Annotated in this window: 17 protein-coding genes; 10 read left to right on the top strand and 7 right to left on the bottom strand. The window is 66.3% G+C overall.

Annotation, left to right across the window (positions count from 1 at the left end; genetic code table 11):
• The first annotated feature begins 61 nt into the window (after positions 1-61).
• Positions 62-2,011 (top strand): acetoacetate--CoA ligase, encoded by a 1,950-nt coding sequence (locus DBO85_RS15430; protein ID WP_108108143.1) that lies wholly within the window; start codon positions 62-64, stop codon positions 2,009-2,011.
• A gap of 10 nt (positions 2,012-2,021) precedes the next feature.
• On the opposite strand, the gene DBO85_RS15425 is transcribed toward DBO85_RS15430, so the two are convergent.
• Positions 2,022-2,429 (bottom strand): transcriptional regulator, encoded by a 408-nt coding sequence (locus DBO85_RS15425; RefSeq protein ID WP_108108142.1) that lies wholly within the window; start codon positions 2,427-2,429, stop codon positions 2,022-2,024.
• A gap of 143 nt (positions 2,430-2,572) precedes the next feature.
• On the opposite strand from DBO85_RS15425, the gene DBO85_RS15420 reads away from it, so the two are divergent.
• Together DBO85_RS15420 and DBO85_RS15415 are read left to right on the top strand one after the other, a co-directional pair.
• The gene (locus tag DBO85_RS15420) at positions 2,573-2,848 is read left to right on the top strand and encodes a hypothetical protein (RefSeq protein ID WP_108108141.1); all 276 of its coding nucleotides are present in this window, start codon (positions 2,573-2,575) and stop codon (positions 2,846-2,848) included.
• A 165-nt stretch (positions 2,849-3,013) separates the two neighbouring features.
• A complete protein-coding gene (locus DBO85_RS15415) occupies positions 3,014-3,997 on the top strand; it encodes a zinc-dependent alcohol dehydrogenase family protein (protein ID WP_233356621.1) in 984 nt (327 codons plus the stop codon).
• Positions 3,998-5,278: 1,281 nt separating this feature from the next.
• On the opposite strand, the gene DBO85_RS15410 is transcribed toward DBO85_RS15415, so the two are convergent.
• Entirely contained in the window at positions 5,279-6,598 is a 1,320-nt protein-coding gene (locus DBO85_RS15410) for a DEAD/DEAH box helicase (protein ID WP_177429779.1), read from the bottom strand.
• 161 nt (positions 6,599-6,759) lie between these two features.
• Between DBO85_RS15410 and DBO85_RS15405 the strand changes: the two genes are divergently transcribed.
• A complete protein-coding gene (locus DBO85_RS15405; protein WP_158268901.1) occupies positions 6,760-7,668 on the top strand; it encodes an alpha/beta hydrolase in 909 nt (302 codons plus the stop codon).
• Positions 7,669-7,670: 2 nt separating this feature from the next.
• Here the strand turns inward: DBO85_RS15405 and DBO85_RS15400 are convergent, their stop codons facing one another.
• The gene (locus DBO85_RS15400; RefSeq protein WP_108108138.1) at positions 7,671-8,126 is read right to left on the bottom strand and encodes a DUF4952 domain-containing protein; all 456 of its coding nucleotides are present in this window, start codon (positions 8,124-8,126) and stop codon (positions 7,671-7,673) included.
• A gap of 119 nt (positions 8,127-8,245) precedes the next feature.
• On the opposite strand from DBO85_RS15400, the gene DBO85_RS15395 reads away from it, so the two are divergent.
• Complete coding sequence (locus tag DBO85_RS15395; protein ID WP_108108137.1) at positions 8,246-9,880, top strand: methyl-accepting chemotaxis protein; 1,635 nt, start codon at positions 8,246-8,248, stop codon at positions 9,878-9,880.
• A 92-nt stretch (positions 9,881-9,972) separates the two neighbouring features.
• Here the strand turns inward: DBO85_RS15395 and DBO85_RS15390 are convergent, their stop codons facing one another.
• Both DBO85_RS15390 and DBO85_RS19470 read right to left on the bottom strand, forming a co-directional pair.
• Positions 9,973-11,007, bottom strand: coding sequence for a DUF1176 domain-containing protein (locus DBO85_RS15390; protein WP_233356620.1), 1,035 nt, complete (start codon positions 11,005-11,007; stop codon positions 9,973-9,975).
• On the bottom strand, positions 11,004-12,872 hold the full coding sequence (locus DBO85_RS19470; protein WP_233356619.1) for a hypothetical protein: 1,869 nt from the start codon (positions 12,870-12,872) through the stop codon (positions 11,004-11,006). The genes DBO85_RS15390 and DBO85_RS19470 overlap by 4 nt, the downstream gene beginning before the upstream one ends.
• A gap of 300 nt (positions 12,873-13,172) precedes the next feature.
• Here DBO85_RS19470 and DBO85_RS15385 point away from each other — a divergent pair, with 300 nt between their 5' ends.
• The 3 genes from DBO85_RS15385 to DBO85_RS15375 are packed head-to-tail and all read left to right on the top strand — an operon-like array spanning position 13,173 to position 14,992.
• Positions 13,173-13,877, top strand: coding sequence for a YebC/PmpR family DNA-binding transcriptional regulator (locus tag DBO85_RS15385; RefSeq protein WP_108108135.1), 705 nt, complete (start codon positions 13,173-13,175; stop codon positions 13,875-13,877).
• A 9-nt stretch (positions 13,878-13,886) separates the two neighbouring features.
• Entirely contained in the window at positions 13,887-14,309 is a 423-nt protein-coding gene (locus tag DBO85_RS15380) for a GNAT family N-acetyltransferase (RefSeq protein ID WP_233356618.1), read from the top strand.
• Positions 14,303-14,992, top strand: a complete 690-nt coding sequence (locus DBO85_RS15375; RefSeq protein ID WP_108108134.1) for a hypothetical protein — start codon at positions 14,303-14,305, stop codon at positions 14,990-14,992. The genes DBO85_RS15380 and DBO85_RS15375 overlap by 7 nt, the downstream gene beginning before the upstream one ends.
• 299 nt (positions 14,993-15,291) lie before the next feature.
• Here DBO85_RS15375 and dgt read toward each other — a convergent pair whose 3' ends face one another.
• Positions 15,292-16,779 carry a dGTPase gene (gene dgt, locus DBO85_RS15370; protein WP_108108133.1) on the bottom strand — a complete coding sequence of 496 codons (1,488 nt, stop codon included), beginning with the start codon at positions 16,777-16,779 and terminating at the stop codon, positions 15,292-15,294.
• Between the two features lie 124 nt (positions 16,780-16,903).
• Between dgt and DBO85_RS15365 the strand changes: the two genes are divergently transcribed.
• Positions 16,904-17,098 (top strand): hypothetical protein, encoded by a 195-nt coding sequence (locus DBO85_RS15365; RefSeq protein ID WP_108108132.1) that lies wholly within the window; start codon positions 16,904-16,906, stop codon positions 17,096-17,098.
• On the top strand, positions 17,091-17,783 hold the full coding sequence (locus tag DBO85_RS15360; protein WP_108108131.1) for an MOSC domain-containing protein: 693 nt from the start codon (positions 17,091-17,093) through the stop codon (positions 17,781-17,783). Before DBO85_RS15365 ends, DBO85_RS15360 begins: the two co-directional genes overlap by 8 nt.
• A 9-nt stretch (positions 17,784-17,792) precedes the next feature.
• Here DBO85_RS15360 and ligD read toward each other — a convergent pair whose 3' ends face one another.
• Positions 17,793-20,366, bottom strand: a complete 2,574-nt coding sequence (ligD, locus tag DBO85_RS15355; RefSeq protein WP_108108130.1) for a DNA ligase D — start codon at positions 20,364-20,366, stop codon at positions 17,793-17,795.
• Positions 20,367-20,389: the final 23 nt, after the last annotated feature.

Here is a 20,389-nt window from a genome sequence, read left to right as displayed (position 1 = left end):
ACGCTTCATCGATCCACCATTGGGCCGATGGCCCACCCGGTAACAACGAAGAGGACTCACCATGCAGCAGCCGCTGTGGACACCCTCCGCCGAGCGCATCAAGGCCAGCCGGATGGAGGCCTTCCGGCGTTTCGTCGAGCAGCGCGAAGGGCTGCCGTTGCCCGACTACCCTGCCCTGCACGCCTGGAGCATCAGCGACCGGGCAGCTTTCTGGCGGGCCATCGTCGAGTTCTTCGATGTCCGCTTCAGCACACCCGCCAGCTACATCCTGCGTGAAGGCCCGGCGATGCCGGAGGCGCACTGGTTCTCCGGCGCCCGGCTGAATCTTGCCGAGCAGCTGCTGCGTCGCCGCGACCAGCAACCGGCGCTGATCGCGATCAGCGAGGACGGCTGTCGCGAGCAATTCAGCTACCGGCAACTGGCACAGCATGTCGCAGGCCTGCAGTGCAGCCTGCGCGAGGCCGGCATCGGCGTCGGTGACCGCGTCGCGGCCTGTCTGCCGAACAGCTGGCAGGCGGTGGTCGGCATGCTCGCCGCCACCAGCCTGGGCGCCATCTGGTCGAGCTGCTCGCCGGACTTCGGCGCCCAGGGCATCCTGGATCGCTTCGGCCAGATCGAGCCGCGCCTGCTGATCGGCTGTGCCAGCTACCAGTACGCCGGCAAGCGCATCGATCTGCGCGAGCGGCTGGACGAGGTCGTCGCGCAACTACCGACGGTGGAGCGCCTGTTGCTGGTGTCGAGCGAGCCTGATGCGTCCGCCGGCATGCGCGCGGCGGACAGGACCGTGCTCTGGAGCGATTTCTATACCCCGCAAGGAGAACCGCAGTTTGTTCAGCTGCCTTTCGAGCAGCCGCTGTACATCCTCTATTCCAGCGGCACCACCGGAGTGCCCAAGTGCATCGTCCATGGCGCCGGTGGCACCCTGCTGCAGCATCTGAAGGAGCTTGGGTTGCACACTGATCTGCAGCCGGACGACCGCCTGTTCTACTACACCACCTGCGGCTGGATGATGTGGAACTGGCTGGTCTCCGGCCTGGCGCTGGGCGCGACCCTGGTGCTCTACGACGGCGCGCCCTTCAACCCACACAGCGAGCGGTTGATCGACCTGATCGATGCCGAGGACATTGCCATCTTCGGCACCAGTGCGCGCTATCTGGCCGCCCTGGAAAAGGCCGGCAGCCGGCCGCGCGAAAGCCATCGGCTGAGCAGGCTCAGGACCCTGCTCTCCACCGGCTCGCCACTGGCGCCGGAGAGCTTCGACTTCGTCTATCGCGAGATCAAGGCCGATCTCTGCCTGGCCTCGATCTCCGGCGGCACCGACATCGTCTCCTGTTTCGCCCTGGGCAATCCGCTGCTGCCGGTGTGGCGCGGCGAGCTGCAGTGCAAGGGGCTGGGCATGGATGTGCAGGTATGGAATGAGGACGGTGAAGCAGTCGTGGCAGAGAAAGGCGAGCTGGTCTGCGCCCGGCACTTTCCGTCGATGCCGCTGGGGTTCTGGAACGATGCTGACGGCAGTCGCTACCGGGCCGCGTATTTCGAGCGTTTCGCCGGGGTCTGGGCCCAGGGCGACTATGCCGAGCAGAGCCTGCATGGCGGCCTGATGATCCATGGCCGCTCGGATGCCGTGCTCAACCCGGGCGGCGTGCGCATCGGCACTGCGGAAATCTATCGCCAGGTCGAGAAGGTCCCCGCGGTGCTGGAGTCACTGGCCATCGCTCAGGACTGGCAGGGCGACGTGCGCATCGTGCTGTTCGTTCGCCTGCGCGAGGGTGTCTCGCTGGACGCGGCGCTGGAGGCCGAGATTCGCCAGGTGATTCGTGCCAACGCCACGCCACGCCATGTGCCGGCGAAGATCCTGCAGGTGACGGACGTTCCGCGCACCGTCAGCGGCAAGATCGTCGAGCTGGCGGTGCGCAATCTGGTGCACGGCTTGCCGGTGAAGAACACCGAGGCGCTGGCCAACCCGGAGGCCCTGGAGCAGTACCGCGATCGCCCGCAATTGCGCGACTGAGCGCAGCAGCTCAGGGCACGCTGGGTGCCCGCGCCAGTTCCTGGGCCAAGGCGTCGAAGACTTCCGGCACCAGTGCCGCCATGCCCTTCTCGTCCAGCAGTGCGCGCGGTCCCTCACTGCCGGGCGCCGCGCTCTCGATCAGATTCAGCAACTGAGCACCGCGCTCGGTCAGGACATAGTTCTCGCCATTGCCGCCCTGCTCTTCCGGGCGCGGCTCGATGAAACCGCCCTTGAGCAGCACGGCTTCGTAATCCGCCGCGCACTGCTTGAAGTGATCGTGGCTGCCGACCGATTCGCCAGCCTGCTCCAGATGGGTCGCCAGTTCTTCGGCGATGGCCCGGGGCGCAAAGTTACCTCCTGCAGAAGCCTGGACTTCGTGCAGCAGGCGTTCGATGAGATCCCAGTTGTAGGCAGACATGGCAGGCGTTCCTCGTGCAGTGGATGGTTCGGGCAGTTGACATGCCCTCTGCTGATTCCGACTGCTGGCCCGGCGCATCGTTCGCCGCTGAACTTTCTCGCCTCTGCCACCCTCAACCCGGAAACCACCCCGGGAGAACGCCCATGTCACGCCTGTCCTGCTTCATCGCTGCCCTGACTCTCTGTGCCTCCGCGCCAGCCCTCGCCTGTAGCGCCGCCGAGGCCACCCAGAAAGCCGAGCAACTGGCCGCCAAGGTCAACGAGATCACCCGCAACGATCCTGACCGCGCCGAAGAGCTGCACGAGGAACTCGAGCAGATGCGCCTGCAGACCTCCTCCAAGGATCTGGAGAGCGCCTGTGAAGCCTATGACCAGCGCATGCGTGAACTGGACGAGGCTGCCGAGGAAGTCGACAGCTGAGGCGTCATAGGTGACGGCGATAATGGCTGATTCAGCGCAGACGACGGTGCTCCGCAGTCCCGCTCAAGCGCCTACACTCGGCGGCTGAATGGTCGTCCGTCGGCAGCGCTGTGCGCAGGCGCGGACCACCGCCTACCCAGCGCCAAGCCATGGAGATCGCCCCAGATGATGCTCAAAGCCCAGTACCAGACCCGCGGCCCGGTTCCCCAGGACGTCATCGACGCCGTCGAACTGCAACTGCCCGAGCCGGCTGCCGGCCAGGTACGCGTGCGGGTGCTCGCCGCCCCGATCAACCCCTCCGACGTGCTCACCCTGACCGGCGAGTACGGCATGTTGCCGCCGCTGCCGGCGATCGGCGGCAACGAAGGCGTCGGTCGTGTCGAAGCCCTCGGCGAAGGTGTCCAGTCGCCCAAGGTCGGCCAGATGGTATTGCTGCCGCCGGGCTGCGGCAGCTGGGCCAGCGCGCTGAACCTGGCCGCCGACAAACTGATCCCGCTGCCCGAAGCCGACCCTCAGCAACTGGCCATGCTGACCGTCAACCCGCCGACCGCCGCCCTGCTGCTCAGCGAATTCGTCACCCTGGCGCCCGGCGACTGGGTGATACAGAACGCCGCCAACTCCGGTGTCGGCGGTTACTTGGTGCAACTGGCCCGCCTGCGCGGCTTCAAGACCGTCAGCGTGGTACGGCGTGAGTCTGCGGTCGAAGCGGTGCGCAACGAAGGCGGCGACGTGGTGCTGGTGGACGGTCCGGATCTGGCCCAGCGCGTGCGTGAAGCCACCGGCGGCGCGGCGATCCGTCTCGGCATCGACGCCGTCGGCGGCCCGGCTACCGACCGCCTGGCAGCCTGCCTGGCCGAGGGTGGCGTAGTGGTCAACTACGGCATGATGAGTGGCGAGCCCTGCCAGGTCTCGCCTTCGGCCATCGTCTTCCGTGACGTCAGCCTGCGCGGCTTCTGGCTGGCGAAGTGGTTCCGCAGCGCGACCCCGGCGCAGCAGATGGCGCTGTTCGGCGAGCTGACCGGGCTGATCGCCAGCGGCAAGCTGCACGCACGCATCGCTGCCACCTACGACCTGACGCAGATCCGCGAGGCGGTGGCCGCGGCAGCCGGCGGCGAGCGTGATGGGAAGATTCTGGTAGTGCCTAGCTGAGGATCCGAGAACGCTGAAGCGCGGGGCCGCAGGGTGCAGCAATCGCAACGCCTCGTGCCTTCCTTGCCCCGCGCATGACTGCTCTCTGATCTCCAGCGGGTTTACCCTGTTTGCTTGTTCATGATCGCGGCGGATTCCGCCGTCAAACGGCTAATCCGCCCTACGAGTCCGACTCAGGCCGTAGGGCGCAATAAGCGCAGCGCATTGCGCCATTGCCGACGCGAATGAGTTTTGGCCCTTCGGCCGAGACTGGGTTGAAAGCGCGGTTTCCTGCCTAGGGATTTCGCTCCTAGCCAAATTGGCGAGCTTGCAGAAGCTGCCCTTGCTTCCGTAACCGGCCATTTTTCGGTTTGGCTGATTCATCTGGTTTCGCCCCTTCCCGGGCGACTTACTTTCTTTGCTTGTGCAAAGAAAGTAAGCAAAGAAACACACCCCGGCATCCGGCCCTGCGCTTCGCTCCGGGTTCCCTCCTTCCGGTGCCGCTGCCAGGGGCCGGCATACACGGGCCATCCCTGGCCCGCTATGCCTTGCGCGGCCATCCTGGCCGCTTACCCCTTACGCGTCACCTGCACTCGGCCTTCTGCAAGGGGATTCCGGCACCGAGCGGGCCGAAGGTTCTACGCACATCGCCTGTTGCGTGAACGTCCTAGCGCAAGTCTTCTGAGGAATTAAGCCCACGGGGGAGCAGCGCAACCAACGGCTTTGCCTCGCTGGCTGCAAATCGAATCGTCCGGACTCTCGAATAACGCCCAATCAACTTCGGACCCACTCCCCTACAGGAGGCCGAGCGCAGGCGTTGCGCAGGAGGTGAGCGGCATGGATGCCGCGAAAGTCAGGGTCGGGCCAGGGAAGGCCCGTCCCTGACGGCCCCCGGAGCAGCGCCGGAGCGAGGGAAGTCTGGCCGCGCAGCGGACAGACCCGCATGTCGGGGTGCCCTTTTTCTTTGGTTACTTTCTTGTTGGGCAAGCAACAAGAAAGTGACTCGGCCGGGGGGCCGAAACCCAAGACCTATCGACGCCTCGATATCGGGCTCGGCGCTTAGCCCTTATCCTTAGGGCGCAACAAGCGCAGAGCATCGCGCCATTGCGCCCCGTCTGGCCGCGATCCGATCTCTGACTTCCGTGACGGCGGATTACGCCGCCCAGCGGCTAATCCGCCCTACGAGTCCTTGCAGACTCGACCCTGCTACCAACCGGTACCCCGCTCGTTGGGCCTCGCAGGCTCGGCACCAACCTACGACCTGGTGTCAGGAGCGGCCAGTCAGGCCGCGCAAGACACCCGTCACTCCGCCGCAGGCGTCTTGCGCTTGAGCGGGGCCATGCCGTCGGCGCTGACCAGCTTGGACGGTTTGCTCTTGCGCGCAACCGGCTTGCGGGTCTGCTTCTTCTCAGCGGCCTTCTTGTCGGTGGTCTTTTTCTTCTTCACCCCGACCGCCTTGCCGGACGCCTTGACCTTCTTCGGGCCCTGGTAGGTGCCCTTGAGCTCCTTGATGTTGCGCCGCTCGAACTTCTGCTTGAGGTAGCGCTCGATGCTCGACATCAGGTTCCAGTCGCCGTGGCAGATCAGCGACACCGCCAGGCCCTGGGCACCGGCACGGCCGGTGCGGCCGACGCGGTGCACGTAGTCGTCGCCACTGCGCGGCATGTCGAAGTTGATCACCAGGTCGAGGCCGTCGACGTCGAGGCCGCGGGCAGCGACGTCGGTCGCCACCAGCACCTTGGCGCCGCCGTTCTTCAGCCGTTCGATGGCCAGCTTGCGGTCCTTCTGGTCCTTCTCGCCGTGGAGCACGAAGGCCTTGTGTCCGGCAGCGACCAGGCGCCCGTAGAGACGGTCGGCCTGGACGCGGGTGTTGGTGAAGATGATCGCCTTGGCGTGCGGCTCGTTGGCCAGCAGCCAGCCCACCAGCTGTTCCTTGTGGGCGTTGTGGTCGGCGGTGATGATCTGCTGGCGGGTGCCTTCGCTGAGTTCCTGGACCTTGTTCAGCTGCAGGTGCTGCGGCTCACGGAGGACCTTGGCGACCATCTCGCGCAGGCCGGTGCCGCCGCTGGTGGCAGAGAACAGCAGGGTCTGGTGCGGGCCACTGCATTCGCCGGCCAGGCGCTCGACGTCTTCGGCAAAGCCCATGTCGAGCATGCGGTCGGCCTCGTCGAGGACCAGCACTTCGACGCACTTGAGGTCCAGATGGCCGGCATTCAGGTGTTCCAGCAGGCGCCCAGGGGTGCCGATCAGGATGTCCGGCACCTTGCGCAGCATCGCGGCCTGCACCTTGAAGTCCTCACCGCCGGTGATCAGCCCGGACTTGATGAAGGTGAAGCAGGAAAAGCGTTCGACTTCCTTGAGGGTCTGCTGCGCCAGCTCGCGGGTCGGCAGCAGGATCAGTGCGCGGATGTCGACGCGCGGCTTGGCATCGCCCATCAGGCGATTGAGCATCGGCAGGACGAAGGCCGCGGTCTTGCCGCTGCCGGTCTGCGCGGTCACACGCAGATCATGCCCTTCGAGCGCCGCCGGGATCGCCGCAGTCTGCACCGGCGTCGGCTCGACGAAGCCGGCCTCGGCAACGGCTTTGAGCAGACGTTCATGCAGGGCAAATTGACTGAACACGGGGCAGACCTCGACAACGCAAACGGAAAGGCCGCATAGGTTACCGGTTTTATGTCCGGCGCAGGATGCCGGATCGTCAATCGATGGCGCAGAATCCAGGCCGGACGATGACAGCAGCTCCTGCCAGCGGCAGAATCGCGGTCCTGAAACCGGAGTCACCCATGCTCGCATTGAAGCGTCCGTCCCGTTACCTGCGCTCCCTGCTGCGTCTATTGCTGGGAGCGACGCTGTTCGGCGTCCTGCTGCTGGGTGGCTTCAGCTACAAGCTTGCCTCGCAGCTGATCGAGCCGGTGCCGCGCCTCATCGGGCCGCCGCCGGCGACGCTGGCCGCCGAGCAGGTACGCGTCGAGGGCATCGCCGGCTGGTTCGTCCCGGGCCAGCCGGGCAAGGCCTGCGTCCTGCTGCTGCACGGACAACGCTCGGATCGTCGCGCCATGCTCAGCCGTGCCCGATTGCTCCGCCAGTACGGTTACAGCAGCCTGCTGATCGATCTGCAGGGGCATGGCGAAAGCCCCGGCGAGCGCCTTACCTTCGGCCATCGCGAGGCTGCCGGCGCCCACGCCGCGGTAGCGTTGCTGCGTGCCCGGCCCGACTGCGGCAAGGTCGCCGTCATCGGCCAGTCCCTCGGTGGCGCCGCCGCGCTGCTCGGCGAGCGTCCGCTGCAGGTTGATGCCATGGTGCTGGAGGCGGTGTATTCGGACATCGAACTGGCCGCCCGCAACCGGCTGCAGATGCGCTTCGGTGCGCTGGGCGACTGGCTGCTGCCGCTGCTGACGCTGCAGCTTCAGCCACGCCTGGGCGTCAGCGTCGAGCAGCTGAAGCCCATCGAGCGGATCGACGAGGTGCGCAGCCCGCTGCTGCTGATGGCCGGCAGCGACGACCGCCACACCACCCTCGCCGAGTCGCAGCGACTGTTCGCCGCCGCCAAACAGCCCAAGCGTTTGTGGGTGGTGCCGGGTGCCGCCCATGTCGATCTGCACCGCTTCGCGCCAGGAGCCTATCGGGCGCAGCTGATCGGCTTTCTCGAGGAGCATCTGGGCGTCCCGGCACAAACCGGCGCCGCCCGCTGAGCTCAGGGATCTTCCGCGTATAGCCGCACGCTCAGATGAAACCGGTCTATCTGCGGCCAGCGCTTCTCCAGCGTCTCGTCGCTGTAGAAGCTGAGCACATGGCCGTAGCCCGACCCGTCGCGGTAGGAATGCGGCGAACCATGCCAGCCACAACAGATGAAGCGCAGCGGCGGCATGCCGAAGCGCGCGCCCAGGTAGTCCTGGATCGCCCGCGCCTGGTTGCCGGCAACTGAATAGCGCGCCTCGAACGGTTGTCCCTGGGCGTCCAGTTGCTGGCTGCAGCCCAGGTAGTGCAGCGCATCCGGTTTGCCACCAAGTCGCTGCAGGTGGTCGCCGCAGGCCGGCTTGTACAACTTTTCGGCAGCGAGCGCGGGGAGTGGCGATACGCCCAGCAGGGTGCCGACAAGACACGCCGAGAGCAACCAGAAACCCCGTCCTAGAAAGCTTTTATCGATCACCTAGCCCCCTCTTCATCACAACTAATCATGCCGATAGAAATCCCTTTGATCGGAATAATGGCCGGTAGCCATCAAAACCTATACAGTGTTTGTACAACTTTTGCTGCCGGGAGAAACCCATGCAAACTCGTCTCACTGTTGCCCAACGCCTCGGACTGGGTTTTGCCCTGGTGCTGTCGATGATGGTGGCCATCGCGCTGATCGGTGACCAGCGCGTCTCGCGCATCAACGACATCCTCACCGCCGATGAGCGTGCCGCGCAGAAGCAGCGGCACGCGATCAATTTCCGCGGCAGTGTGCATGACCGCGCCATCGCGATCCGTGACGCGGTACTGGTCGACAGTCCGAGCGCGCTGGAAATGCACCTGGCCGAGGTGCAGCGGCTGGACGCCTTCTATCAGCAGTCCGCACGGCCCATGGCCGAACTGCTCGCCGACGTCAGCAGCAGTAGCGAGGAACGCTTGCTGATGGAGCGTATTCGCGAGATCGAAGCGCAGACGCTGGGGCTCACCCGGACCCTGGTCGACATGCGCCGTAGCGGCGACCGCGAAGGCGCCCGCCTGGCCCTGCTCGACAGCGTGTCGCCGGCCTACAGCGAGTGGCTCAAGCGCATCAATGCCTTCATCGATCATGAAGAGGCGATCATTCGCCAGGACATCAACGAGGTGCAGGCCATCGCCGGTGGTTTTCACCTGATGATTGTGTTGCTGACCGCGGCCGCGCTGGCGCTGAGCGTGATGGTCTCGCTGCTGATCATTCGCAGCCTCAAGTCCACCCTGGGTGCCGAGCCGGACGAGGTGCGCCAGGTCATTCGCCGCCTTGCCGAGGGCGAGCTGAACCAGCGCATCGACACAGGCTATCCGGACAGCGTGATGGGTGCGCTCAAGGACACCTTTGCCCGTCTTAACGACACCATGCACGGCGCCCGCCAGGCCGCCAGCGAGCTGAGCCTGGCCTCGGAGCAGTTGCGCGACACCTCCGACAGCAACAGCCGGCAGATCCGCCTGCAGGCCAGCGAGACCGAGCAGATGGCCACCGCCGTCAACCAGATGGCCTCGACCGTCAACGAGGTCGCCAACTACGCGGCCAACGCGGCGGCCGCCACGCGCAATGCCGACGACGAAGTCGAGCGTGGCAGTCAGGTCGTGCTGTCAGCTGCGCAGGCCATGCAGCGGCTCACCGAGACCCTGGAAGCCGCGACTGTCACTGTGCAGCAGGTGTCCCAGGACAGCAGTGACATCGAGCGCATCACCGAGGTGATCAATGCCATCGCCGAACAGACCAACCTGCTGGCGCTGAACGCCGCCATCGAAGCCGCCCGCGCCGGTGAGCAGGGTCGCGGCTTCGCCGTGGTCGCCGACGAGGTGCGCGCCCTGGCGGCGCGTACCCAGTCCTCGACCCGTGAGATCCGCGAGATGATCAGCAAGCTGCAGGATGGCGCAGGCAAGGCCACCGGGGTGATGCAGAGCAGCCGCGAGTTGGCCGACAGCACCGCCGAGCAGACCAATCGGGCAACCGAGGCGCTGCAGCGCATCCGTCAGGAGGTCGGTGCGATCAACCAGATGAACGCGCAGATCGCCAGTGCTTCGGAAGAACAGAGTTCGGTCGCCGAGGAAGTCAGCCAGAACATCGTGCGCATTCACGATGCCACCGTGCATACCTCAGCAGGTTCCGAACAGGTGGCCGCCTCCAGCCGGGAGCTGGCTGCACTCGCCACCCAGCTGTCCTCGCGGGTGGGCTTCTTCAAGCTCTGAAGCGCTGGTGCGGCGTCTCTGCCGCTCCCCGCCTGGTCATGCCGGTTCAGCCACCGGCTGACGTAGGCAACGCAGACAGGCCTCGACAAGGACTAGTCACGACGCCAGAGCCGCGGCCAGTCCGCCACACCTGCACAGCGCGGCATGGCGCTGTAGCCGGCAAGCTGGAACTGCTCGCCGTCGAACAGCCAGTCGCCCGCCTCGCCACAATCGCCGATGCCTCTGCTCTTCATCGCATAGGCAAGCCGGCCTGTTGCTTCATCGTAGGCGACCCAGCCGGACAGCCCGGTATGCGCCAGCGGCGGCTGCTCGATCTGCAACGGCCGTTCGGCATGGGGTGCCTGGCGCGCCACGCGGTACAGCGCGTATTCGCAGTTGTAGGCGGCGCAGTCGAGCAGCATCACCACCAGGGCCTGGTCTTGGCCAAGCGGATGAACCAGTACCTCACGCGGCGCCTCGAAGGCGTCGTCGTGCCATTGCTCACGAGTCGCGACAACCACTGCCGTGCCGATCGCGGCACGTTCCTCAGCGTCCATTGGCGCAGATCCGGGGTAAGGCCGCAGCCCGGGCGGGACAACCGGCAGCGGCACCTGCTCATCCGCTGCATCACCCGGCCGATGCAGGGCACCGCGGGTTCCGATGCGGCCTTGCACCGAATCCATCAGCAGCAGTGACGCAGAGAGGCCGGCCAGCGAGACGCTGGCATCCTCATCTGCATCAAGCTGCAGACGGTTCGCATTGCGCAGCGTCGCGATCAACCGCCGTGCGGCGCCGTCTTCACGCCGAAGGAGCAGACCGTTGTCGGCGTCGACCGGATCGAGCATCGCCGACAGATCTTCGCCATCCAGCGACAATTGGCGGGCCGCACCCTCCCCTGCATAGTTCAGCGCCAGTCGCAGCGCGCCTTTCGGGCCGGCGTCACGGCTGATCACCAGGTGCAGCTCGCTGTAGCCCCAGTCGGCGGGTGCGCTGAGTGCCTGACAGCGGCGCTGGTTGTCGCAGGCGACCACCCAGTCGCGCAGCTCCCGGTACAGCGGTACCTCCTCGGCGAAGTCCGCAGCGCCCGATTGCGCTGCGGCGCTCACCAGCCAGAGCGCAACAAGAACCTCCCTGGCCGAGGGTCTCACTGCGGCTCTCCTGGCTGCGCGGCAATGGCCGCACGAATCTGTTCCGGAATCTCGCAGCTGCCACCCTCCTCCAGCACCTTGCCGTCGCCGGTTTCGAGCCGCGCCGCACCATCGGCCAATACCGATTCGAGGTCGTCGCCCGGACATTGCACCGTGGTCATCAGCGTGCGGCCGTCACGATCCACCCACTGCTGGGGGAAATAGGCACCCTGTTCGGTGTGATAGGTCTTGCCGTTGAGCTGGGCCACCGCCTGGGTATCCACCGCGCCCTGCCAGGTACGCAACGGGTTAGCGAAGGCATCGGCCCAGCGCGCGATCAGGCTGCCATCGAGCCGATGCAGGCCCAGCTCGCTGCCTTCATCCAGATAGCGCTGGCTCCACAGGCGGTCGTCGCCCCAGGGCGTGATCCCGGTATGGCGCGCTTCCAGGCGCTCGACGCCCTCGGCGTCCATCAGCCCGTAGTAGCCGTCACGGTTGAATACCAGGCCATGCGCCAGCGGCTCTTCAGCGTGGGTAAACGGCTTGCCGACAAAGGCAGCGCGCTGGGTGTTGTACAGGCGCATGCCCGCGCCTTGCACCACCAGCAGCAGGCTGCCCTCGGCATTCGCCGCGCGGATCGAGTTGCCCTCTGGAAGCAACTGTCGCTGCAGCTCGGCGTCCAGCCACAGGCGCCGATCCTGCTCCCCGGCAAGCTGTCCGGCAAAACCATTGCCCATGGGCTCCAGATCGACCACGGCGGGGTCATCGAACAGGCGGGTGCCGCGACAGTCGACGATGGCGTCGCGCTCGTCCGCGGTGTACGCCATGTGGCGCTGCGGGTGCTGCGCCAGGGCGTTCCAGCCTCTGTCTGGGTGATCGGCAAAGCGTTTGCCGTGCTCATCCGCCAGCCAGGACCCAGGCGCGCTACCGCTCAGGCGCCAGGTTCCCGGGCACAGCTGGTGGGCGTGAGTGGCCTCGGGAACCGGGTCGAACTGGCCATCCTGCTGCAGGAAGCCGCGCACCGCGCTGTCCTCGACCACGTCGTTGCCGTCCGCTCCGAGCCGGTAGCGGGTCATCCAGCGCGGCCATTCGACCTCTCGCGCCGAGGCGTGCGAGCGGCTGCGCGGGAAGTACTGTCCGGCGGCGAAGACATGCTCATCTACCTGCTTGCCCTGCCCGTCCAGCAGGAACCAGGCGTTGCCATTGCGTGCCAGCCAGCGTCCGCCCTGCAGTTCGAGCAAATCGTCGACCTGTGCGGCCCAGCGAACCTTGCCGTCCTCGTCACGCAACTCGCACGGCTGCTCCGAGTCGTACCGGCAGATCAGGTAGAGCGCCTGCGTGGCAAAGGGTCCGGCGGCGCGCAGATCATATTCGTCCAGCGCCAAGCGCAGTGTTCCCCCCTCATCGAAGATGCGTTCGCCGCCGTCCCGTGGCTGCCAGCTGTAGCGCTGGGGATGCTGCGTGATGGACCAGTCACCATAGCCCGGCTGCCAGTCGATGAAGGGACTGCCATCGGCATTCAGCAGCGCCATGCCGCGCTTCGACCAGGTGGTGAAGAGCGGCCCCTGCTCAGGATCCTGCGGATGACGTGCGAATTCGTCGGAACGGATCTCGACGTAAGGCCCTTCGTGCAGAACGCGGCCGCTGTCGTCGAACCAGAGACTGGACTGGGCGTCGAAATCGACCGCCATCCAGCGATCCGCCGCCAGCCGCCGGACCGGCGAGCCCAGGTGCAGAACACGCCCCTGGCTGTCGGCAATCAGTTGCTTGTTGAAGCCGCTGGCATCGGTGGCGAAGGTCGCTGCCGGCGCAGTCCCCGACCGCAGCAGGAAGAGCGCAGCGACGCACAACGCGCCGCCGGCAAGCACCAGGGGCCAGCGCTTCATCGCCGGGCTCCTCGGGTTTTCGGGGTTCTCTTGCCTGCGGCGCCTGTACTCATCCGTCGTTCTCCGTGTGTCCTGCCACCGCGCAGCCATGCGCGAAAGCCCGCCATCCTACTGCCCGGCCGGCCACAGGCAAATCGTGCGACGGTGAAACAGCGATCTTTTGGCAGTTCCGCCGCTGTGGCCCTGCTGTTCCTGTCCGGACGGGTGCGCCAGATGCTCGGCCTCGGCTAGAATCGCCCCCTCTTCCGCCGCCGGGCTTTACGCCGGCACAGTCCTCCATCCAGAACAGAGAGCATCGTCATGGGCGCCCAGTGGAAAGCCAAACCCAAAGAAGCGGCGGCCAACGCCCGCGGCAAGATCTTCGGCCGGCTGGTCAAGGAAATCATGATCGCCGCACGCAATGGCGCAGATCCGGACATGAACCCCAAGCTGCGCCTGGCCGTGCATCAGGCCAAGAAGGCGTCGATGCCCAAGGACACCCTGGAGCGCGCGATCAAGAAAGGCGCAGGACTGACCGGCGAGACGGTGAACTTCGAGCGCGCCACCTATGAGGGGTTTGCCCCGCACCAGGTCCCGGTGATCGTCGAGTGCCTGACCGACAACATCAACCGCACCGTGGCCGAGATCCGCGTGCTGTTCCGCAAGGGCCAGCTCGGTGCCAGCGGCGCGGTGAGCTGGGACTTCGAGCATGTCGGCCTGATCGAGGCCAGCCCGGAAGACGGCGCCGATGCCGAACTCGCCGCCATCGAAGCCGGCGCCCAGGACTTCGAGCCGGCCGAGGAAGGCGACGTGCTCTTCGTTACCGACAAGACCGATCTGGACGCCGTCAGCCGTGCCCTCCCCGAGCACGGCTTTACCGTCAACTCGGCGAAGATCGGCTACCGCCCGAAGAACCCGGTCACCAGCCTGACCCCGGCGCAGATGGAGGAAGTCGAAGCCTTCCTCGAAGCGCTGGACAACCATGATGACGTGCAGGACGTCTACGTTGGCCTGAGCGGCGAATAAGCCACGGCATTGGAAGCGCTGCGAATCGAGCGGCTGGAACCTGCGCAGTACGAGCTCCTGCAGCGTTTCTACCGCACGCAGCGCTCGGCCATGCGGATCAAGGATGCCAGCCAGGTCTGGGTGCTGCGTGATGCGCAGATCCGCGGCGGACTTTGCCTGCGCCCGGTGGCCGAGGGTCACTGGCTGAGCGGTCTGCTGGTGGATGCCGACAGACGCCGACGTGGCCTCGCCGGTCAACTGCTGGCGCAAGTGCGCGCAAGTGTCGAAGGCCCGCTCTGGCTGTTCTGCGCGCCGGCTCTGGGCAACTTCTACCGCGCCCGCGGCTTCCGCGACTGTCAGACGCTGCCGCCCGCACTCGCCTCGCGCCTGGCCCGCTATGCCCGCAGCAAGTCGCTGCTGGCTCTATGCAATGCAGGACCCGATCCATGCTGAAGCTGCGTTTCGCAGAACGCTGGGCGCGGCTCGGCACGCCCGGCACAGGGCTGCTGGTATTGCTGATTCTGTCGGCAATCAGCCTGATGGGCTGGTGGATGGCCTTTGAACCGGCGCGCGATCCCGGCGGCTGCGTCAGCATCGCCGCCCGCGGCACACGCGGTTTGCGCTCCTGCGACCCGTCCGACATCGCCTTTCACATCCTGTTTACGCTGGCGATTGGAGGCTTGTTCGGTTTTCTCGCGCTGCGCCTGCTTTGGCAGGTGGGCCGCGAATTCGTCAAGCCGCTACCGGCCGAACCGCTGGGAGCATTACTGCGCGTGCTGTTGAATCTTGCGCATGTGCGCATTCAGACACGCGAGGATCTGGCCGACGGCGTGCAGTTCGATCTGCTTCGGCTGGGGCGGGACGATCAACCGGATGCGGCCTTTCGCCTGCGTCTGGAGGCAGTACAGGTCTGCGAGTTCTACCCCGAGTCAGGCAGGCCGCGCGATCCGCTGCCAGCACTGCTGGCAGGCACTCGTTTGCGCTTTTCCCCGGCATCCCGGCTGGCTCACCCGCAGCATGCGCATATCGATGTCAGCATAGTCGGCCGGCGTTTCGAAACCGGCCAGCTCGCGCTGAAGGCACGCAGCTATCAGCTGGAGCCCCTGCCCCTGCCCTTGCCTGCTGCCGCTGGCTAACGTCGCTGGAAACGATAGCTATGGGGGATTGTGCCGTGCAGGCGAGGTTCGTCGGCCGGCAATAAACCCGGTAGCGCTCCGCTTGCCGGCTCATCCGTAGAGGCTCCCCAAAGCTCCGCTACGGACGCGCAGCGTGGGAAGGATCAAGGGTCTGCTATCGCCGAGGGTTCCCATGCTGCGCGCGGGAATCTGACTCCAGGGACGCTCCCGCGCCCCGCGGATGCAGAACGCTTGTAGACGCAGGTCTGACGCACTGGCTGGGAACGCTCAGCAGCGCGCAACCACAGGCCCGGCGTTGCTCAGCTCTGGGCAGCCAGGGTCTGGTATTCGGCCTGGGCCGAGTGGTCGGTCATGCCGCTGACGAAGTCCTGCAGCATCCGGCAGCGATGGTAGAACTCCCACAGTGGCCAGTCGGCGCTGTTCACGGCCGGCAGCGCCTCGCGGTAGGCCTTGATCAACTGGCTGGGCAGGCGCCGGGCGAGCATCTGCAGGTGCGGCTGGCTGCGGCAGCGGCCTTCGCTCAGATCGAGAAATATCTGTGGCGAAACGCCCAGCAACGGCGCATAGAAATCCAGCAGGCCCTGGAGGATGCGATGGCCCTGCAGATGCAGGGTCTCCACCTCGCGGTTGCAGAACACCTGCTCGCTGGCCACGTCCTTGAAGGTGCGCACGATGGCATTGGCCAGGCTGTCGTCTTCGAGCAGCGCGCGGTCCAGGGTGCCGGCGGCGATCTGCTCGATATGCGCGATGAACTGCGCCACCGCGTGCTGTACCAGCGGATGGATCAGGTTCACCCGTAGCCAGATGAAGAATTCGCCGACCTTGTTGATCGGCTCGTCGGCGGCACGCTGGGCGGCGTACTCGACCATGCTGCGGAAGCTGCGCCGGCTCTCGCCAATCGGTGCATCCGGGTCGGCATGGCTTGCGAACGTGTCGATCAGCAGCTGCGTCAGCTGTTCGATCTGCAGGATGCCCTTCTCCACCGAGTCCTCGATGTCGGCCAGGCAATAGGCGATGTCGTCGGCCGCCTCCATGATGTAGACCACCGGATGACGGGTACCCTCGGCCATCTGCAAGGCCTGGCGCAGCTCGCCGATGAAGGCCTCCTCGGACAGGTAGAAGCCCGGCTTCTTCGCCAGGTAGGCGCCGGGGCTGCCGGCCGGCGGCCGTGGCAGGTAGGCCGGGCGCACGTACTTGAGCATCGCCGCGGTCTGGCTGTAGGTCAGGTTCAGACGCAGCAGGCGCACCACCAGGCGGATCGCCTGGGCGTTGCCCTCGAAGGCCTTCAGATCCAGGCGCATGCGCGCGCGCAGGGTTTCGTCGGCGACCGGCGCGATGCCATCCAGCAGCGGATCGAGATGGCGCGCGAACCAGTCGCCGATCACGAATTCGCCGAAGTGACCAAACGGCGGGTTGCCGATGTCGTGGGTCAGGCAGGCCATCTCCACCAGGGTTTCCAGCGCGTCCTCAAGCCCCTCCAGACCGTAGTCGACGGCACGCTCGCCGAGTGCCTTGAACAGGCTGCGGACGATGAAGCGGCCGGTCTGCTGCACCTCCAGCGAATGGGTCAGGCGGCTGCGCACCGCGGCGTTGCGCTCCAGCGGGAAGACCTGGGTCTTCTGCTGCAGGCGGCGTACCGCGGCGCTGTGGATGATCCGGCCACGATCGCTTTCCAGCTGCTGCTGCAGGGCGATCAGGTCGCCATCGGCGGCCGACTGGCCGGGCTCGCCGCGACCATGTGGACGCTGGCGGGACAGACGATGTTTGAAGGCGGTGGAAAGCGGCATGGGGGCTGACTCGTGAATTCGGCAAGCGGCGAGCCTAGCCTGCGCCGGCAGCTTTACCAAGCCTCGCCTGGCCAGCACCGCGTCGATCTGCTATCCAGTGCGCCCATCTTGCCGAGGAGCCACCATGGGTCGCGCCGATTTCCACCAGCAGCACGCCAGCCGTGCCCATGCGGAGGCCGCACGCCTGCTCGCGCAACGCAGCACACTCGGCCCGCGCTGGCTGACCTGGGTGGCTGCCGAGCTGTACCGCCTGAGCCCGCCGGAATACGTCGCCATGGTGCGCCGCGAGCTGCAGCGACAGGTGAATACCGATGACTGAGAAATGCCAGAGCTGGCCGGTGATCGGCCCGCTGATCAGGGAGCAGGCCAGGCCGCTGCCGGACGGCGGGCGTCTCAGCGGCATCGACAAGCAGCCGGTCTCCCGACCCACCTGGCTCGGCGCCTCGGGCTTTGCCACCGATCAGGTACTCGACCGCCGCTGGCATGGCGGCGCCGACCGCGCCCTGTGCATCTATCCGCTGCAGCACTATCGGCACTGGCAGCGACTCTTTGCGCAGGCCAACTTCGGCCCCGGCGCATTTGGCGAAAACCTCTGCAGTGACGGCCTCGACGAGAGTCAGCTGAGTATTGGCGACCGCCTGCGTTGGGGCCAGGCGCTGCTTGAAGTCAGCCAGCCGCGCTCGCCCTGCGTCACCCTCGACCGCCGTCATCGCACGCCAGGGCTGTCCCGCGCGCTGGCGCAAAGCGGCCGCACCGGCTGGCTATGCCGGGTGCTGGAAGAAGGCTGGGTAGAACCCGATGCGCCGCTGCTGATCAGCCAACCTGCCGCGAACGGCGTAAGCGTGGCGCAGGTCTGGCGCTGCTACAGCGCGCAGGGCGTTGATGAGCCCGAACTGCGGCGGCTGATCGAGCTGCCGCAGCTGGCCGAGCATTACCGCCGGCTGTTTCGCGAACGCCTGGACCGTCGCCGCGCCGAGCGCGACCAGGGCAATCTGTTCGACTGACCCGTCCCACTATGCCTTCATGCCCAGGCGCCTGCGCATCTGCGCGGTGATGTTCTGCCGGGTGCTCGGCAGCGCGGCCCAGGGATCGTCGTCGACCAGCTCGTCGAGGCGCTGGAACAGGTTGCGGATGTTCCACTGGTTGGCGCCCTTGAGGTCATCCAGTTCCTCCCGGTGGATCGGCACCGAGACCGGCAGACCTTCGCGCGCACGCAGCGAATAGGCGGCCACCGAGGTGGCGCCGCGCCCGTTGCGCAGGTAGTCGATGAAGATCTTGCCGACCCGGTTCTTCGGTCCGCTGACCGCGGAAAATTGCGCCGGCATCAGCTGGGCCATGTGCTGGGCGATGGCCTGGCTGAAGGCTTTGACAAGGTCCCAGTCGAGCCGCCGCTCGATCGGCACCAGGATGTGCATACCCTTGCCGCCGCTGGTCTTGAGGAAGGACGCAAGACCCAGCTCGTCGAGCAGCGTCAGCGTCAGATGGGTCGCCTCGAGCATGCGCTTCCACGGCAACGCCGGGTCCGGGTCAAGATCGAGAACGAAGCGATCCGGCCGGTCCAGGCGCGGCGCCGTGGCGTTCCAGGCATGCAGTTCGAGCATGCCCATCTGCGCAGCGCCTACCAGCGCCGCGGGCGTTTCCACCAGCAGCAGCGGCTTCTTCTCGTCCGGGTGCTGCAACTGCCCCACATGCGGCATCGCTCGTGCGCCGACATGCTTCTGGAAAAACTGCTCGCCGGCGATGCCGTCCGGCGCACGCACCAGTGCCAGCGGCCGATGAGCAAGATCGGCCAGCAGCCAGGGCGCAACACGGGCGTAGTACTGGGCGACCTCCAACTTGCTGACACCCGTGGAGGCGTCGATGACCCGCTCGGGGTGGCTGATGCGGATCTGCGCGGCATCACCCGCTCCTGCCGTGTCGACAGCGGCTGTGGCCGCGCCTCGCGTGGCGGCCTTCTTCGCTTGCGCAGGCGCGCGCGCCAGGGCGCGTTCGCCGGTAACGGCCCGGGCTGGCTTGTCACTGCGCAGGCCATGGAAAACCGAGTGGCGGATGACACCCTCACGGGTCATCTCGGCATAGGCCACTTCACAGACCAGCACCGGCTTGAGCCAGTGCACGCCGCGTACGTCACCGCCGCTCGGCGCATTGAGCAGTTCGGGCTTGCTCGCATGCACTGCCTTGAGCCGGGTATGGATGGCGCGCAGGCTCGATTCGCTGAAGCCGCTGCCAACCTTGCCGGCGTAGCGCAACGCGCCGCTGTCCGGGTCATGCAGGGCCAGCAGCAGCGCGCCGAAAGCGCTGCGCGCACCCTTGGGCGCGGTATAGCCGACGATGACGAACTCCTGGCGATTCTGGCACTTGAGCTTGATCCAGCTGCTCGAACGCCGACCGACATAGGCACTGCCCAGGCGCTTGCCGATCATGCCTTCGAGCTGCATCTGGCAGGCACTGCTGAGAATGCTCTGCGGGTCTTCGCTGAAGTCTTCGGAGAAGCGCAGCAAAGGACTGTCGTTGTGTTGCAGCACGGCTGCCAATGCCGCGCGACGCTGCTCGAGCGCTACCTCGCGCAGATCCATGCCGTTGAGAAAGGGCGCGTCGAACAGGTAGTAGAGGATGTTCTCGCTGCGACCCGCTTCAAAGGCATTCTGCAGGGCCTGGAAGTCGGGTACGCCCTCCTCGCTGGTGACCACCATCTCGCCATCCAGCCAGGCCGACTGCAGCCCAAGCGCTGCCAGTGCCTCGACCTGATGCGGCATCTTCGCACTCCAGTCGTGGCCGTTGCGGGTGAACAGGCGCACCTCGCCATCCTCGATGCGCGCCAGAATCCGGTAGCCGTCGAACTTGATCTCGTAGCGCCAGTCGCCCTCGGGCGCCGATTCCACCAGGGTCGCCAGCTGTGGCTTGAGGGTGGCCGGCAGCCTGGCGGCGCGTGCGCCGGCTAGGTCGACCTTCGCCTCCTTGCGTGGCCGACGGCGCGTGGCCTTGGTCAGCGCTGGCTTTTCTTCCGGCTTGCCACGGCGCCGGGGAATCAGGCCGCGTTCGCTAAGCACGCTATCCGGCTGCTCGGCGACGATGTCGTAGTCATCGCGCGCCGCCTCGTCGCGCGACTTGATCAGGAACCACTGGGCCTTCTTGCCCTGCAGGTTGGTGCGCACCAGGTTCCAGATTCCGGAGAGCTTCTCGCCATCCAGCTGGAACTTCAGGCGGCCCTTCTTCAAACCCTCGCGCGGATCGTCCTGGGGTATCCAGACACCGCGATCCCAGACGATGACCTCACCCGCGCCGTAATGCCCCTGGGGAATGCTGCCCTCGAAGCTTGCGTAGCTCAGCGGGTGATCCTCGACCTCCACCGCCAGGCGGCGGTCCTTCGGGTTCAGGCTCGGCCCCTTGGGTACCGCCCAGCTCTTCAGGGTGCCGTCCAGCTCGAGGCGGAAGTCGTAGTGCAGGTGACTGGCATCGTGCTTCTGGATGCAGTACTGCAGCGCATGTGCCCTGGCCTTGCCGCGGCGCCGGGAGACCGGCTCGTCGGGCTCGGGGGTGGCGCTAAAGTCGCGTTTGCGCTTGTACTCGTCCAGTGCCTTGGTCATGCCCTGCCGTCCTCAGATGTGCC

It is taken from the genome of Pseudomonas mangrovi, from assembly GCF_003052585.1.
GTDB classification, from domain to species: domain Bacteria; phylum Pseudomonadota; class Gammaproteobacteria; order Pseudomonadales; family Pseudomonadaceae; genus Aquipseudomonas; species Aquipseudomonas mangrovi.
Note: the sequence above shows the minus strand (reverse complement) of the source record. Positions and strands in the feature narration are given on the sequence as shown.

What these genes read in the sequence shown, in the direction of transcription:
- DBO85_RS15425 (WP_108108142.1), bottom strand. Translation starts at nt 2,429, where the DNA reads ATGTCTGCCTACAACTGGGATCTCATCGAACGCCTGCTGCACGAAGTC.
- DBO85_RS15415 (WP_233356621.1), top strand. Translation starts at nt 3,014, where the DNA reads ATGATGCTCAAAGCCCAGTACCAGACCCGCGGCCCGGTTCCCCAGGAC.
- DBO85_RS15385 (WP_108108135.1), top strand. Translation starts at nt 13,173, where the DNA reads ATGGGCGCCCAGTGGAAAGCCAAACCCAAAGAAGCGGCGGCCAACGCC.
- ligD (WP_108108130.1), bottom strand. Translation starts at nt 20,366, where the DNA reads ATGACCAAGGCACTGGACGAGTACAAGCGCAAACGCGACTTTAGCGCC.
- dgt (WP_108108133.1), bottom strand. Translation starts at nt 16,779, where the DNA reads ATGCCGCTTTCCACCGCCTTCAAACATCGTCTGTCCCGCCAGCGTCCA.
- DBO85_RS15430 (WP_108108143.1), top strand. Translation starts at nt 62, where the DNA reads ATGCAGCAGCCGCTGTGGACACCCTCCGCCGAGCGCATCAAGGCCAGC.
- DBO85_RS15420 (WP_108108141.1), top strand. Translation starts at nt 2,573, where the DNA reads ATGTCACGCCTGTCCTGCTTCATCGCTGCCCTGACTCTCTGTGCCTCC.
- DBO85_RS15375 (WP_108108134.1), top strand. Translation starts at nt 14,303, where the DNA reads ATGCTGAAGCTGCGTTTCGCAGAACGCTGGGCGCGGCTCGGCACGCCC.
- DBO85_RS19470 (WP_233356619.1), bottom strand. Translation starts at nt 12,872, where the DNA reads ATGAAGCGCTGGCCCCTGGTGCTTGCCGGCGGCGCGTTGTGCGTCGCT.
- DBO85_RS15395 (WP_108108137.1), top strand. Translation starts at nt 8,246, where the DNA reads ATGCAAACTCGTCTCACTGTTGCCCAACGCCTCGGACTGGGTTTTGCC.
- DBO85_RS15365 (WP_108108132.1), top strand. Translation starts at nt 16,904, where the DNA reads ATGGGTCGCGCCGATTTCCACCAGCAGCACGCCAGCCGTGCCCATGCG.
- DBO85_RS15405 (WP_158268901.1), top strand. Translation starts at nt 6,760, where the DNA reads ATGCTCGCATTGAAGCGTCCGTCCCGTTACCTGCGCTCCCTGCTGCGT.
- DBO85_RS15360 (WP_108108131.1), top strand. Translation starts at nt 17,091, where the DNA reads ATGACTGAGAAATGCCAGAGCTGGCCGGTGATCGGCCCGCTGATCAGG.